At 68.7% G+C, this 12,888-nt stretch carries 14 protein-coding genes; 12 read left to right on the forward strand and 2 right to left on the reverse strand.

The window, feature by feature from the left end:
* Positions 1 to 58 precede the first annotated feature (58 nt).
* Genes recA through dapF form a run of 5 tightly spaced genes read left to right on the forward strand, consistent with a single transcriptional unit; the run spans position 59 to position 5,332 of the window.
* Positions 59 to 1,126 (forward strand): recombinase RecA, encoded by a 1,068-nt coding sequence (recA, locus tag ACFOYW_RS07015; RefSeq protein ID WP_390228097.1) that lies wholly within the window; start codon positions 59 to 61, stop codon positions 1,124 to 1,126.
* Positions 1,127 to 1,138: 12 nt separating this feature from the next.
* Complete coding sequence (locus ACFOYW_RS07020) at positions 1,139 to 1,864, forward strand: regulatory protein RecX (protein ID WP_390228098.1); 726 nt, start codon at positions 1,139 to 1,141, stop codon at positions 1,862 to 1,864.
* A gap of 32 nt (positions 1,865 to 1,896) precedes the next feature.
* A complete protein-coding gene (gene miaB / locus ACFOYW_RS07025; protein ID WP_390228099.1) occupies positions 1,897 to 3,519 on the forward strand; it encodes a tRNA (N6-isopentenyl adenosine(37)-C2)-methylthiotransferase MiaB in 1,623 nt (540 codons plus the stop codon).
* 2 nt (positions 3,520 to 3,521) lie between these two features.
* A complete protein-coding gene (miaA, locus tag ACFOYW_RS07030) occupies positions 3,522 to 4,508 on the forward strand; it encodes a tRNA (adenosine(37)-N6)-dimethylallyltransferase MiaA (RefSeq protein WP_390228100.1) in 987 nt (328 codons plus the stop codon).
* Complete coding sequence (gene dapF / locus ACFOYW_RS07035; protein ID WP_390228101.1) at positions 4,451 to 5,332, forward strand: diaminopimelate epimerase; 882 nt, start codon at positions 4,451 to 4,453, stop codon at positions 5,330 to 5,332. The genes miaA and dapF overlap by 58 nt, the downstream gene beginning before the upstream one ends.
* Here the strand turns inward: dapF and ACFOYW_RS07040 are convergent, their stop codons facing one another.
* Positions 5,333 to 5,965, reverse strand: coding sequence for a class I SAM-dependent methyltransferase (locus ACFOYW_RS07040; protein WP_390228102.1), 633 nt, complete (start codon positions 5,963 to 5,965; stop codon positions 5,333 to 5,335).
* A 93-nt stretch (positions 5,966 to 6,058) separates the two neighbouring features.
* Between ACFOYW_RS07040 and hflX the strand changes: the two genes are divergently transcribed.
* Positions 6,059 to 7,615, forward strand: a complete 1,557-nt coding sequence (gene hflX, locus ACFOYW_RS07045; RefSeq protein WP_390228103.1) for a GTPase HflX — start codon at positions 6,059 to 6,061, stop codon at positions 7,613 to 7,615.
* Between the two features lie 16 nt (positions 7,616 to 7,631).
* Here the strand turns inward: hflX and lexA are convergent, their stop codons facing one another.
* Positions 7,632 to 8,312 (reverse strand): transcriptional repressor LexA, encoded by a 681-nt coding sequence (gene lexA / locus ACFOYW_RS07050; RefSeq protein WP_390228104.1) that lies wholly within the window; start codon positions 8,310 to 8,312, stop codon positions 7,632 to 7,634.
* Between the two features lie 226 nt (positions 8,313 to 8,538).
* Between lexA and ACFOYW_RS07055 the strand changes: the two genes are divergently transcribed.
* Genes ACFOYW_RS07055 through ACFOYW_RS07080 form a run of 6 tightly spaced genes read left to right on the forward strand, consistent with a single transcriptional unit; the run spans position 8,539 to position 12,885 of the window.
* The gene (locus ACFOYW_RS07055) at positions 8,539 to 8,895 is read left to right on the forward strand and encodes a LysM peptidoglycan-binding domain-containing protein (protein WP_390228105.1); all 357 of its coding nucleotides are present in this window, start codon (positions 8,539 to 8,541) and stop codon (positions 8,893 to 8,895) included.
* A gap of 43 nt (positions 8,896 to 8,938) precedes the next feature.
* Positions 8,939 to 10,063: a histidinol-phosphate transaminase gene (locus ACFOYW_RS07060; RefSeq protein ID WP_390228107.1), complete on the forward strand. Its 1,125-nt coding sequence runs from the start codon at positions 8,939 to 8,941 to the stop codon at positions 10,061 to 10,063.
* Positions 10,064 to 10,068: 5 nt separating this feature from the next.
* The gene (hisB, locus tag ACFOYW_RS07065; protein WP_390228108.1) at positions 10,069 to 10,677 is read left to right on the forward strand and encodes an imidazoleglycerol-phosphate dehydratase HisB; all 609 of its coding nucleotides are present in this window, start codon (positions 10,069 to 10,071) and stop codon (positions 10,675 to 10,677) included.
* Positions 10,674 to 11,324 (forward strand): imidazole glycerol phosphate synthase subunit HisH, encoded by a 651-nt coding sequence (gene hisH / locus ACFOYW_RS07070; protein WP_390228110.1) that lies wholly within the window; start codon positions 10,674 to 10,676, stop codon positions 11,322 to 11,324. The genes hisB and hisH overlap by 4 nt, the downstream gene beginning before the upstream one ends.
* 48 nt (positions 11,325 to 11,372) lie before the next feature.
* Positions 11,373 to 12,119 carry a bifunctional 1-(5-phosphoribosyl)-5-((5-phosphoribosylamino)methylideneamino)imidazole-4-carboxamide isomerase/phosphoribosylanthranilate isomerase PriA gene (priA, locus tag ACFOYW_RS07075; RefSeq protein WP_390228111.1) on the forward strand — a complete coding sequence of 249 codons (747 nt, stop codon included), beginning with the start codon at positions 11,373 to 11,375 and terminating at the stop codon, positions 12,117 to 12,119.
* The gene (locus ACFOYW_RS07080) at positions 12,103 to 12,885 is read left to right on the forward strand and encodes an SseB family protein (RefSeq protein WP_390228112.1); all 783 of its coding nucleotides are present in this window, start codon (positions 12,103 to 12,105) and stop codon (positions 12,883 to 12,885) included. The genes priA and ACFOYW_RS07080 overlap by 17 nt, the downstream gene beginning before the upstream one ends.
* Positions 12,886 to 12,888 lie beyond the last annotated feature (3 nt).

The raw sequence follows: 12,888 nt of genomic DNA on the forward strand, positions 1-12,888 counted from the left end.
TCGGACCCCACGCGTACTGTCGCAGACGTCACCGCAGCTTCTTTGAAGGGACTTCGAAATGCCTACTCCCGCCGATCGCGAGAAAGCGCTCGAGACCGCGCTCGCCCAGATTGACCGTCAGTTCGGCAAGGGCTCCGTCATGCGGCTCGGCAGCGACGAGCGCGCGCCTGTCGAGGTCGTGCCCACCGGCTCCATCGCTCTCGATGTCGCGCTCGGCATCGGCGGCCTGCCGCGCGGGCGCGTCGTCGAGATCTACGGGCCTGAGTCCTCGGGTAAGACGACACTGACCCTGCACGCCATCGCCAACGCGCAGAGCGCGGGCGGTATCGCGGCCTTCATCGACGCCGAGCACGCTCTCGACCCGGAATACGCGAAGAAGCTCGGGGTCGACATCGACTCACTGCTCGTCTCGCAGCCCGACACGGGCGAGCAGGCGCTCGAGATCGCCGACATGCTCGTGCGTTCCGGTTCCATCGACCTGATCGTCATCGACTCGGTGGCGGCCCTCGTGCCGCGCGCTGAGATCGAGGGCGAAATGGGCGACTCGCACGTCGGCCTGCAGGCGCGACTCATGTCGCAGGCACTGCGCAAGCTCACCGGCGCCCTCAACTCGACGAACACCACGATGATCTTCATCAACCAGCTGCGTGAGAAGGTCGGGGTGTTCTTCGGCAGCCCTGAGACGACCTCCGGCGGCAAGGCACTGAAGTTCTACGCATCGGTGCGCCTCGACATCCGCCGCATCGAGACGCTGAAAGACGGGGCCGACGCAGTCGGCAACCGCACGCGTGTCAAGGTCGTGAAGAACAAGATGGCGCCGCCGTTCAAGCAAGCCGAGTTCGACATCCTCTACGGCATCGGCATTTCGCGCGAGGGCAGCCTGCTCGACTTCGGTGTCGAGCACGGCATCGTGAAGAAGTCGGGGGCGTGGTACACGTACTCGGGCGACCAGCTGGGCCAGGGCAAAGAGAACTCGCGCAACTTCCTCATCGCGCACGCCGACATCGCCAACGAGATCGAGCAGAAGATTCTCGTCAAGCTCGGTGTCGTGAAAGACCCGAACGCTGTGGAAGAGGTTGCTCCTGTCGAGAACGTGGCGACTCTGCCGCAGCGCAAGGGCGCGTAGCGGGGGCACCAGATGGTTGTCCGGTTCTTTCCATCCGACGAGGAGCGCAAGCACCCGCGCGCTGAGGCGGGGCGCGAGCCCGCGGCCACTGGTGCCCGAGAGTCCGGTGGGCTCGCCCCGGTCACCTATCTGCCCGGTGCTTCGCCCAGCGAGCAGGCTCAGGCCGCTCTCGCATCGGTGCGCGATCTGGTTGCAGCGGCCGCAGAAGGCGAAGGCGAAGGCGGGGCGTCAAGGCGCGACTCGAAGGAGCAGCCGTTCGAGCGCGCGCAAGAGAAGGCGGGGAAGCGCGCCGCGAACGTCTCACTCCACCAGCTCGCCCGTCGGGGCATGTCTCGGTGGGAACTCGAGCAGGTGCTGAGGAAGCGTGGCGTCGATGAGTCCGTCGCGGAAGCCGAGCTGACGCGACTCGCGAGCGTCGGCCTGCTCGATGACGCTGCGCTCGCGGTGTCGATGGTCTACGCAGCTCGTGCCCGCAAGGGCCAGGGGCGCCAGGCGATCGAGCGCGAGCTGCGACGACGCCACATCGACGGCGACGCGATCACCGAGGCGCTGGCCGACTTCGACCAGGACGATGAGCGGGAGCGCGCGATCGAGGTCGCGATGAAGCGGGTGACGCAGCTCTCGGGCCTCGACGACCAGACCGCCGAGCGCCGCCTCTACGGCTATCTGATGCGCCGCGGGTACTCGGGCGAGACCGTGTCCGTCGCCGTGGGCGACGCCATGCGCTCGCGGCGCTGACGTTCGCGCGTCGAACGTACAATTGAGCCACCATGAGCACTGTCACCAGCCGTGAACTGCGTCGGCCCAGCGAGGCGCCGACTCTGATTGCCGAGTCCGCCGCGGCCGTCGACGACGCGGGGCGCCGTCGCACCTACGAGGTGCGGACTTACGGCTGCCAGATGAACGTGCACGACTCCGAGCGCCTGTCGGGCTCGCTCGAGGCGGCCGGTTACGTTCCGGCGAACGGCGACGAGGCCGACATCGTCGTGATCAACACGTGTGCCGTGCGCGAGAACGCGGACAACAAGCTGTACGGCAATCTCGGTCACCTGGCATCCGTCAAGCGCCGGCACTCAGGCATGCAGATCGCGGTCGGGGGGTGCCTCGCTCAGAAGGACAAGAGCGTGATCCTCGAGAAGGCGCCGTGGGTCGACGTCGTCTTCGGCACACACAACATGGGTGCGCTCCCGAGCCTGCTGGAACGGGCCCGTCACAACGACGCGGCGCAGATCGAGATCCTCGAGGCTCTTGAGACGTTCCCGTCGACGCTGCCGACGAAGCGCGAGTCGAGCCACAGCGGGTGGGTCTCCATCTCGGTCGGCTGCAACAACACCTGCACCTTCTGCATCGTGCCGTCGCTGCGGGGCAAGGAACGCGATCGGCGTCCGGGCGAGGTGCTGAGCGAGATCCAGTCGCTCGTTGACCAGGGCGCGATCGAGGTGACGCTGCTCGGCCAGAACGTGAACTCCTACGGCGTCGAGTTCGGCGACCGCCAGGCGTTCGGGAAGCTGCTGCGCGCCGCGGGAACGATCGCCGGGCTCGAGCGCATCCGCTTCACCAGCCCGCACCCGGCTGCGTTCACTGACGATGTCATCGACGCGATGGCAGAGACGCCGAGCGTCATGCCGCAGCTCCACATGCCGCTGCAGTCGGGCTCCGACCGCATCCTGCGTGCCATGCGTCGCTCGTACCGCTCCGAGAGGTTCCTCGGCATCCTTGACCGGGTGCGGGCGAAGATCCCGAACGCGGCGATCTCGACCGACATCATCGTCGGCTTCCCCGGCGAGACCGAAGAGGATTTCCAGGACACGCTGCGCGTGGTCGAAGCCGCCCGGTTCGCGTCGGCGTTCACGTTCCAGTACTCGATCCGGCCGGGAACGCCCGCGGCCACCATGGCCGACCAGGTCCCGAAGGAAGTGGTCCAGGAGCGCTACAACCGTCTCGTCGCGCTGCAGGAGCGCATCTCTCTCGAAGAGAACGAGAAGCAGCTCGGTCGCACGGTCGAGGTGCTGGTCTCGACGGGCGAGGGCAAGAAGGACGGCGAGACGCACCGCATGAGCGGTCGGGCCGAAGACAGTCGGCTCGTCCACTTCGAGGTGCCGGCCGGCTCGCCCGTGCCGCGGCCCGGTGACGTGGTCACGGTCCGCATCACGCATGCGGCGCCGTTCCATCTGCTGGCCGATTCCGCCGACGGCGCGCCGCTCGCGATCCGCCCGACTCGCGCGGGCGTCGCGTGGGACCGCGAACAGGCCGATTCGTGCGCCGTGCCGACTGGGCACAGCCACGGGGGTGCCGCGGCCGCGGTCTCTCTCGGCATGCCGTCACTGCGCGCGACGAGCACGTCGCAGGTCGCGACGTCGCCGATCTACGACGCGAACGACGAATTGCGCTGACCGTGACCGACGCGCCGCTCCTCGTCATCATCGGCGCGACCGGCACGGGCAAGTCCGACCTCGCGATTCGCACCGCCGAGCGCCTCGCAGTGCGTGGTGCGACCGCCGAGATCGTCAACGCCGATGCGATGCAGCTGTACCGGGGCATGGACATCGGCACGGCCAAGCTGCCGCCGAGCGAGCGGCGGGGCATCCGTCATCATCTGCTCGATGTGCTCGACGTGACGGAGGAGGCGAGCGTCGCGGCCTACCAGGTGGAGGCTCGCGGTGTCGTCGAGGCGGTGCGCGAGCGTGGCTCGGTGCCGATCCTCGTGGGCGGCTCAGGGTTGTACGTCTCGAGCGTGATCTTCGATTTCCGATTCCCGGGTCGCGATCGCGAGGTGCGTGCGCGGCTCGAGGCCGAGCTCGCGAACTCGGGGGCGCGCGCGCTGTTCGCACGCCTCGAACGACTCGACCCCGCGACGGCGGCGAAGGTCGACCCGGCGAACGGCCGGCGCATCGTTCGCGCGCTGGAGATCCACGAGCTCGCCGAGGCGGGGCACGGTGCGGTTCTGCCTGAGGCGCCGCGGTTGTGGCATCCGTCGCTCATCGTCGGGCTGTCGACACCGCGCGAGCAGCTCGTGCGGCGACTCGATGCGCGGGTCGAGGACATGTGGGCTGCGGGCCTCGTCGCCGAGGTCGACCGGCTTCGGGGAGCAGGGCTCGAGAGCGGCGTCACCGCGTCTCGCGCAATCGGGTATGCGCAGGCGCTCGCGCAGCTGCGCGGCAGCCTGGCGGCGGAAGAGGCGATCGCGCAGACCCAGGCGCTCACGCGCCGATACGCACGTCGGCAGGTCAGCTGGTTCAAGCGCTATGAGCACGTGACCTGGCTCGACACGGAACGCGGCGACGGCGCCGCTCGTGCCACGATCGCCGCCGATAGGCTGGAGGAATGGCGATCACGCTCCGCTTCAGCAAGGGCCACGGCACCGGAAACGACTTCGTACTGATCGCAGATCCGGAGGGACAGCTCGAGCTCACGCCGGAGCGCGTTCGGGCGCTGTGCAACCGTCATTTCGGCATCGGCGCCGACGGCGTGATCAGGGCGGTCCGCTCGGCGAACCTTGCAGACGGGGCGGCGGCGCTCGCGGAAGACCCCGCGGCCGAGTGGTTCATGGACTATTACAACGCCGATGGGTCGGTGGCCGAAATGTGCGGGAACGGGATTCGCGTGTACGCCGAGTTCCTGACGCGAAGCCGACTCGCCCTGCTGCCGCCGGGCGACACGCTGCCGATCGGCACGCGTGCGGGCGTGCGCGACGTGCAGCGCTCAACGCTCGGGTACCAGGTCGATATGGGGCGCTGGCAGTTGGAGGGCGGCGAGCCGCTCGTCAACGCCCGCGAACTGCGCGTCGCGCGGCCCGGCCTCGGCGTCAACGTCGGCAACCCGCACGTCGTCGTCGCGCTGTCGGACGACGCCGAGCTGGACGCGCTCGACCTGAGCTATGTCCCGGTACTCGACCCCGAGCCCGTCGACGGCGCCAACGTCGAGTTCGTGGTGCCGGGCGACCCGCTCGTCAAAGACGGCATCGGGCGCATTCGAATGCGGGTCCACGAGCGCGGGGTCGGTGAGACCCTCTCGTGCGGCACCGGCACTGTGGCGGCCGCGCTTGCGACGCGTCACTGGGCCGGTGAGCGCGCCCCGAGCGACTGGAGGGTCATCGTCGCGGGCGGCGAGGTCACGGTGCGCATGTTCCCCGCGGAGGACGGCGAGCACGTGGCGCTGAACGGCCCTGCAGAGCTCGTCTTCGACGGCGAGCTCACCCTCGCATAGCTAATCGGCGATGGGCTCGCCGCCGTGGCGACGCACGCGGAGCACACGGAACCCCTTGCTCGTCGTCGCCCGGGTGGTTCCGAACTCGGCGGGCAGGGACGCGTCAAGCCAGCGCTGCAGTGAGTCTGAGCCGAGATTCCGCGCGACGACGAGCCACGCATCCGACCCCGGCTCGAGCCGCGGCAGCCACGTCTGCATCAGGTTGTGCAGCTCACTCTTGCCGACGCGGATCGGCGGGTTCGACCAGATCGTCATGAACGAGGCGTCGGCCGGAACATCCTCGGGGCGCACGGCGTTCACATTAGTGAGACCCAACGACTCCGCGTTCCGGCGCACCAGGTCGAGTGCGCGTTCGTTGACGTCGACGGCCCATACCGTTGCGTGCGGCGAGCCGAGAGCAAGAGAGAGCGCGACGGGCCCCCACCCGCAGCCGAGATCGAGCAACTGGCCGCCCGGTGGCGGTGACGGGGTACTGGCCAGCAGCACCGAGGTGCCCACGTCGACGTGATCGGGACTGAAGACACCCGCTGCCGTCGTGACCGTCAGATCTCGGCCCGCGAGCCGCACGCGGATCGGCCTCAGCTTGGGGTCGCTTTCCGGCGACGCGCTGAAATAGTGGTCGCCCGAAGCCATGCCAGCAACGTACAGCACCGCCCCCGTCCACTAAAACACCCAGCGATCACGGCCCACGTGCATCGCAGACGCAAGTAGAGTAAGAGCTCAACGATGACCGAAGATCGCACTACCACCGGCTCAGCCGACACGACCCCTCGCACAGACAGCGACGACGTCGTCGCGCGTGTGCTCGCGAACGCAGACTCTCACGCCGCAGGCTATGCACTGTTCAGCCAGCGAGCGCAGGCGCTGCTCGATGTGACGGATGCGTCGTTCGTCGACACCGACGGCGAGCAGTTCGACCGCGAAGACCGTGCGTCACTGCGACGCGTCGGCGGTCTGTCGACCGAGCTCGATGACGTCACCGAGGTCGAGTACCGGCAGCTGCGGCTCGAGAACGTGGTGCTGATCGGCGTGTACTCCGGCGGTTCGCTCGACGACGCCGAGAACTCGCTGCGCGAGCTCGCGGCGCTTGCCGAGACTGCCGGGGCTGTCGTGCTCGACGGGCTGCTGCAGCGGCGACCGCATCCCGACCCGAGCACGTACCTCGGTCGTGGCAAGGCGCAGGAGCTTGCGAGCATCGTGAGTCATCTCGGCGCCGACACCGTGGTCGCCGACACGGAGTTGGCTCCGAGCCAGCGCCGTGCTCTGGAAGACGTCGTGAAGGTCAAGGTGATCGACCGCACGGCAGTGATCCTCGACATCTTCAGCCAGCACGCCAAGAGCCGCGAGGGCAAGGCGCAGGTCGAGCTCGCGCAGCTCGAGTACCTGCTGCCGCGTCTGCGCGGCTGGGGCGAGTCGATGAGCCGGCAGGCCGGCGGTCAGGTCGGCGGTGCCGGGAACGGCATGGGCAGCCGCGGCCCCGGTGAGACGAAGATCGAGCTCGATCGTCGGCGCATCCATACGCGCATGGCGCGACTGCGCAGGCAGATCAGAGAGATGAAGCCCGCCCGCGAGGCGAAGCGAGCGAATCGACGTCGCAATGAGGTGCCGTCGGTGGCGATCGCCGGCTACACCAACGCGGGGAAGTCGAGTCTGCTCAACCGCATCACGCGCGCGGGCGTGCTCGTCGAGAACGCACTGTTCGCGACCCTCGACGCGACGGTGCGACGTTCCGAGACGGCCGATGGCCGCCCGTACACCCTCGTCGACACGGTGGGCTTCGTGCGCAACCTGCCCCATCAGCTCGTCGAAGCGTTCCGCTCGACGCTCGAGGAGGTGCAGGACGCCGACGTGATCGTTCATGTGGTCGACGCGTCGCACCCCGACCCTGCAGCGCAGCTTCAGACGGTCCGTGACGTCATGGGAGAGGTGGGCGCCCGCGACATTCCGGAGCTCGTCGTCTTCAACAAGTCGGACCTGGTCGACGACGACACGCGACTGGTGCTCAGGGGGCTGGAGCCCGGTGCGGTGTTCGCCAGCGCGCGCAGCGGCGAGGGCGTCGACGAGGTTCTCGCCCGGGTCATGCGCCTGATTCCCGACAGGGCCGTGCGCGTCGAGCTGCTTGTGCCCTACGAGCGCGGAGAGGTGATCGCTGCGCTGCACGAGCGCGGCCGGGTCACTGCGACCGCATACACGGAAGAAGGCACTCGGGTCACCGCCCTGATCGACCCGACGCGGCTCGCGCCGTTCGAGCCCTACCGCCTCGAGGCGGTCGGCCTGTCGTGAGGGCGGCGGCGCGGCCTTAGACCGCGCGCAGCACCGCCACGATCTTGCCGAGCACGACGGCGTTGTCGCCGAGAATCGGCTCGAACGCCGAGTTGCGAGGCAGCAGCCACGTGTGGCCGTCACGTTGGCGGAACACCTTGACCGTCGCTTCGCCGTCGAGCATCGCCGCGACGATGTCGCCGTTGACGGCGTCCTGCTGCTGGCGAACGACCACCCAGTCGCCGTCGCAGATCGCCGCGTCGATCATCGACTCACCCGCGACCTTCAGCATGAACAGATCGCCGTTGCCCACGATGCGACGGGGAAGGGGGAATACCTCTTCCACCTGCTGGTCGGCCGTGATCGGAATGCCCGCAGCAATGCGGCCGACCAGGGGTACGAGCATCGCGTCGCCGACGGGCGCCTTCGCTTCGAAGTCCTCCGTCTGCTCCGTCGGTGCCGGCGGATCGATGAGGATCTCGAGGGCGCGCGGGCGGTTCGGATCGCGCCGCAGATAGCCGGAGAGCTCGAGCTGATTGAGCTGGTGCGTCACGCTGGACAACGAGGCGAGCCCGACCGCGTCGCCGATCTCGCGCATGCTCGGCGGGTAGCCGCGCGCCGCGAGTGACTTCTTGATCACGTCGAGGATCGCCAGCTGCTTGTCGCTGAGGTTCTTGCGCCTCCGGGTGCGGCGCTTGGGTGTGGTGTCTGCGGTCACGTGAATCCCCAATGTCGGTGGTCCCTGGTTGCATCCGTAACCAGTGATCCACAGATTAGCGACAAAGCACGCTTACTAGGCGTTGTGTTCGAGCGAGTCGCGAAAACCGGTGGATAGCTGCGTAATGCGCGAGCACTTGCGCGGGGGAGATATCGAAGATAGGTTCGGTGATGCGCCAAAAATCGAACGCATGTTCCGAATCGAGTGACGAAAGTGAAGGTTTGACATGAGCACCAGCATTGTTCACCTGTCCACGCCGCTCCGCGGCTCGCGACTGCGCATCACGGCGCGTGGCCGTGTGGTCCTCGCCGTGATCGTCGCGGCTCCGCTCGTCGCACTTGCACTGTGGTTCGGCCTCAACTCGGGCGTCGCAGGCGCCGCCGGTCAATCGCAGTCCTCGACCCCAGCGGTAGAGCACGTCACGGTCACTCAGGGCGAGTCCCTCTGGCAGCTCGCAGAGAAGATCGCGCCCCACGATGACCCGCGCGACGTCATCTCGGCGATCGTGGACTTCAACGACCTGCAATCCTCGGTCGTCATGCCGGGGCAGTCGCTTGCGATCCCGCCTCAGTTCAGCCACTAGCCCGTAATTCAGTCGCCGGGCGGTGGCCGCCTACGATTGTTGGGTGACGTCGCTCTCTGACCTCCCCATCCGTGACGATCTCCGCGGGCGTGAGCCGTACGGGGCTCCGCAGAATCATGTGCGGGTCGAGCTCAACGTCAACGAGAACACCCATCCGATTCCCGATGACGTGCAGGCAGACATCATCGCGCGCCTCGGTGCCGCGGTGGCGGGCGCGAACAGGTATCCCGACCGCGAATTCGTCGGCCTGCGCGATGCCCTCGCCGCTTACCTCGGCCACGAGCTGACTCGTGAGAACATCTGGGCGGCCAACGGGTCGAACGAGATCCTTCAGCAACTGCTGCAGGCATTCGGCGGACCCGGCCGCAGGGCGCTCGGCTTCGCGCCCACGTACTCGATGTATCCGCTGCTCTGCACCGGCACCGGAACGGAGTGGGTCGCCGCCGATCGAGACGCTGATTTTGAGATCTCCGCCCGTCATGCAGCCGAGTGGGTCGAGCGGGTGCGGCCCGACATCGTGATCCTCTGCTCTCCGAACAACCCCACCGGCACGCCACTCGCGCTCGATGTCATCGAGGCCGTGTACGACGCTGCGCCAGGCATCGTGATCGTCGACGAGGCCTATGCCGAGTTCTTCCCTTCCGGCGAACCCAGCGCGCTCACGCTGCTGCCCGGTCGGGAGCGACTCGTGGTCTCGCGCACGATGAGCAAGGCGTTCGCCTTTGCGGGCGTGCGGCTGGGCTACCTCGCCGCCGATCCCGCCATCGGTGACGCGCTTCGCCTGGTGCGCCTTCCGTACCACCTGTCGACTCTCACGCAGGCCGCGGCCGAGGCGGCCTTGGCGCACGCCGACGAGATGCTGGCGATGGTCGACGACATCAAGCGCCAGCGCGACCGAATCGTCGACGGACTGCGCGCACTCGGCTATCGCGTGTCCCGCACCTGGAGCAACTTCGTGCTGTTCAGCGGTGTCGACCACCCGCATGAGGTGTTCGACGAGCTGCTCGCCGAGGGCATCATCATTCGGGAGATGGGCATTCCGCACAGCCTGCGGGTCTCCGCCGGCACTGAGCCCGAGACCACCGAGTTCCTCGACGCGATGGCGCGGTATGTGGCGCGTCACGGCAGCCCGCGCGCGGCAGCGGCCGACACCGCGCCGGTAGGCTGACGGGCATGACGGCAGGCCCCCGTACCGCTTCCATCACGCGCGAGACGAGCGAGTCCCGAATCGAGCTGAGTCTCGACCTCGATGGCACCGGCACCAGCGACATCCAGACCTCTGTGCCGTTCTACGACCATCTGCTGACGGCGTTCGCGAAGCACTCGCTGACCGACCTGACGGTCCGGGCCAGCGGCGACACCCACATCGACGTGCACCACACCGTCGAAGACACCGGGATCGTGCTTGGTCAGGCCATCCGGCAGGCTCTGGGCGACAAGAGCGGCATCGCCCGGTTCGGCGACGCGACGGTGCCTCTCGACGACGCGCTCGTGCAGTCAGTGGTGGACATCTCGGGTCGTCCCTACCTGGCGCACACGGGGGAGCCGGCCGGGTTCGAGTTCCACCTGATCGGCGGTCACTTCACCGGCTCGATGGTGCGCCACGTCTTCGAGGCGATCGCCTACAACGCGGCGCTCACGGTGCACGTGCGCGTCCTCGGCGGTCGCGACCCGCACCACATCGCCGAGGCCGAATTCAAGTCGTTCGCTCGCGCGTTCCGGCAGGCGAAGGCGTTCGACGCCGCGGTGAGTGGCGTGCCGTCCACCAAGGGGGCGCTGTGAGCGACGCGGTGCCCCGGCCCACGGTCGTGGTGCTCGACTATGGCAGCGGCAACGTGCATTCGGCGGCCAAGGCCCTCGAGGCGGCAGGGGCCGACGTGGCGGTGACGAAAGACCGTCAGGCCGTGATGGATGCGGATGGCCTGGTCGTTCCGGGAGTCGGTGCGTTCCGTGCCGTGATCGACCAGCTGAAGGCCGTCCGTGGCGACGAGCTGATCGAGCGGCGACTCGCCGGGGGCCGCGCAGTGCTCGGCATCTGCGTCGGCATGCAGGTGCTCTTCGAGCGCGGTGACGAGCACGGTGCCGAGACCGACGGGCTGGGGGAGTGGCCCGGGCCCGTCACGCGACTCGACGCGCCGGTGCTGCCGCACATCGGGTGGAACACGGTCGACGCGGCTTCCGACTCGACGCTCTTCCGCGGTCTCGGGGGTGAGCGCTTCTACTTCGTGCACTCGTACGCCGCGCAGAGCTGGACGCTGGAGACGCAGCGGCCGTTCCACGCTGCCAGCGTGACCTGGGCCGAGCACGGCGGCCGCTTCGTCGCCGCGGTCGAGAACGGCCCGCTGTCGGCGACGCAGTTCCACCCCGAGAAATCCGGCGAGGCAGGCATCCGTCTGCTCGCGAACTGGCTCGACACGCTGTCGCGCTAGCCCGCCCACCGGGCTTTCACCACTCCACACCGCACCACAGGAAGACGCATGACCGATTCGACCTCTCTGCCCCCGCTTGTCCTGCTTCCCGCCGTCGATGTGGCGGGCGGCCAGGCTGTTCGGCTCACGCAGGGCGAGGCGGGCAGTGAGACGAGCTATGGCAGCCCGGTTGATGCGGCGCTCGACTGGGCGCAGCAGGGCGCCGAGTGGATCCACCTGGTCGACCTCGACGCCGCTTTCGGCCGCGGGGACAATCGCGAGGTGCTGCGTGAGGTGCTGCGTGAGGTCCAGGGTGTGAAGATCGAGCTCTCCGGCGGCATTCGCGATGACGCGTCACTCGAGCACGCGCTCGAACTCGGCGCGACCCGCGTGAATCTCGGCACCGCCGCGCTCGAGAATCCCGAGTGGGCCGACGCCGTGATCGGCAGGTTCGGCGAGGCGATCGCAGTCGGCCTCGATGTGCGCGGCACGACTCTCGCCGCGCGCGGGTGGACGCGCGAGGGCGGCGATCTGTGGCAGGTGCTCGAGCGGCTCGAGGCGGCGGGCTGCCGCCGGTATGTGGTCACCGACGTGACCAAGGACGGCACGCTGCGCGGGCCGAACGTCGAACTGCTCACCGAGCTCACGGCGAAGACCGACATGCCGGTCGTCGCGTCCGGCGGCATCTCGAGCCTCGATGACATCGCGGCACTGCGCGAGCTCGTGCCGCGTGGCGTCGAGGGAGCGATCGTCGGCAAGGCGCTCTATGCGGGGCGCTTCACGTTGACCGAGGCGCTCGGTGTCGCTGGGGCCTGACGCGCACCACGGGCATGGCGCCGCCGACTCGGCAGGGCAGCCGTGGGCGGGGCGCAGCTTCACTCCGAATGCGGCGGCGAGCGACGACGGGGCGGCCGATCCGGCGCTTCAGGCCGCGCTGAACGGATTCGTCGCCGGCAGCGTCCTGCCCGAAGACGTCGTCGAGGCGTTCCGCGCGGCCCGGGTCCTCGTACCCCTGCTCGCGCACGCGGGCGAGATCGGCACCGCGCCCGACGGCCATCTCGTCGACAAGACGCAGGAGCTCTCGATCGTCACGGTGGCTGGACCCGACGGCCGCACGGTGCTGCCGGCGTTCACCTCGGTCGAGACGCTCTCGGTGTGGAATCCGCGGGCCCGCCCCGTGCCGGCCGCGGGCCCGCGTGTCGCACTCGCGGCCGTCAGCGAGGAGACGCAGCTCATCGTCATCGACCCGGCGAGCCCGGGCGAGTTCGTGCTGCGCCGCCCCGCGGTGTATGCGCTCGCAAGCGGCGAGCCGTGGATGCCGAGCTACCGCGACCCGGTGGTGCGCGCCGCGTTCGAGGCATCCGTCGCCGCGGAGCCGGCTGTCGCGCGCATCGCCCTCGACAACGGCGACCCGCAGCAGCGTCTTGCCGCCGAGGAGCTCGTCGTATCCCTGGCCCTTCGGCCGGGGCTCAGCCAGCAGGAATTGCAGCCGCTCGTGCAGCGCCTGACGGCGAGGTGGGCGGCGTCGCCGGAGATCGCGGGGGGCGTCGACTCCATGACGCTGCGCCTCGCTCCGGCGTAGCAG

Source organism: Gryllotalpicola reticulitermitis (genome assembly GCF_042651345.1).
GTDB lineage: Bacteria > Actinomycetota > Actinomycetes > Actinomycetales > Microbacteriaceae > Gryllotalpicola > Gryllotalpicola reticulitermitis.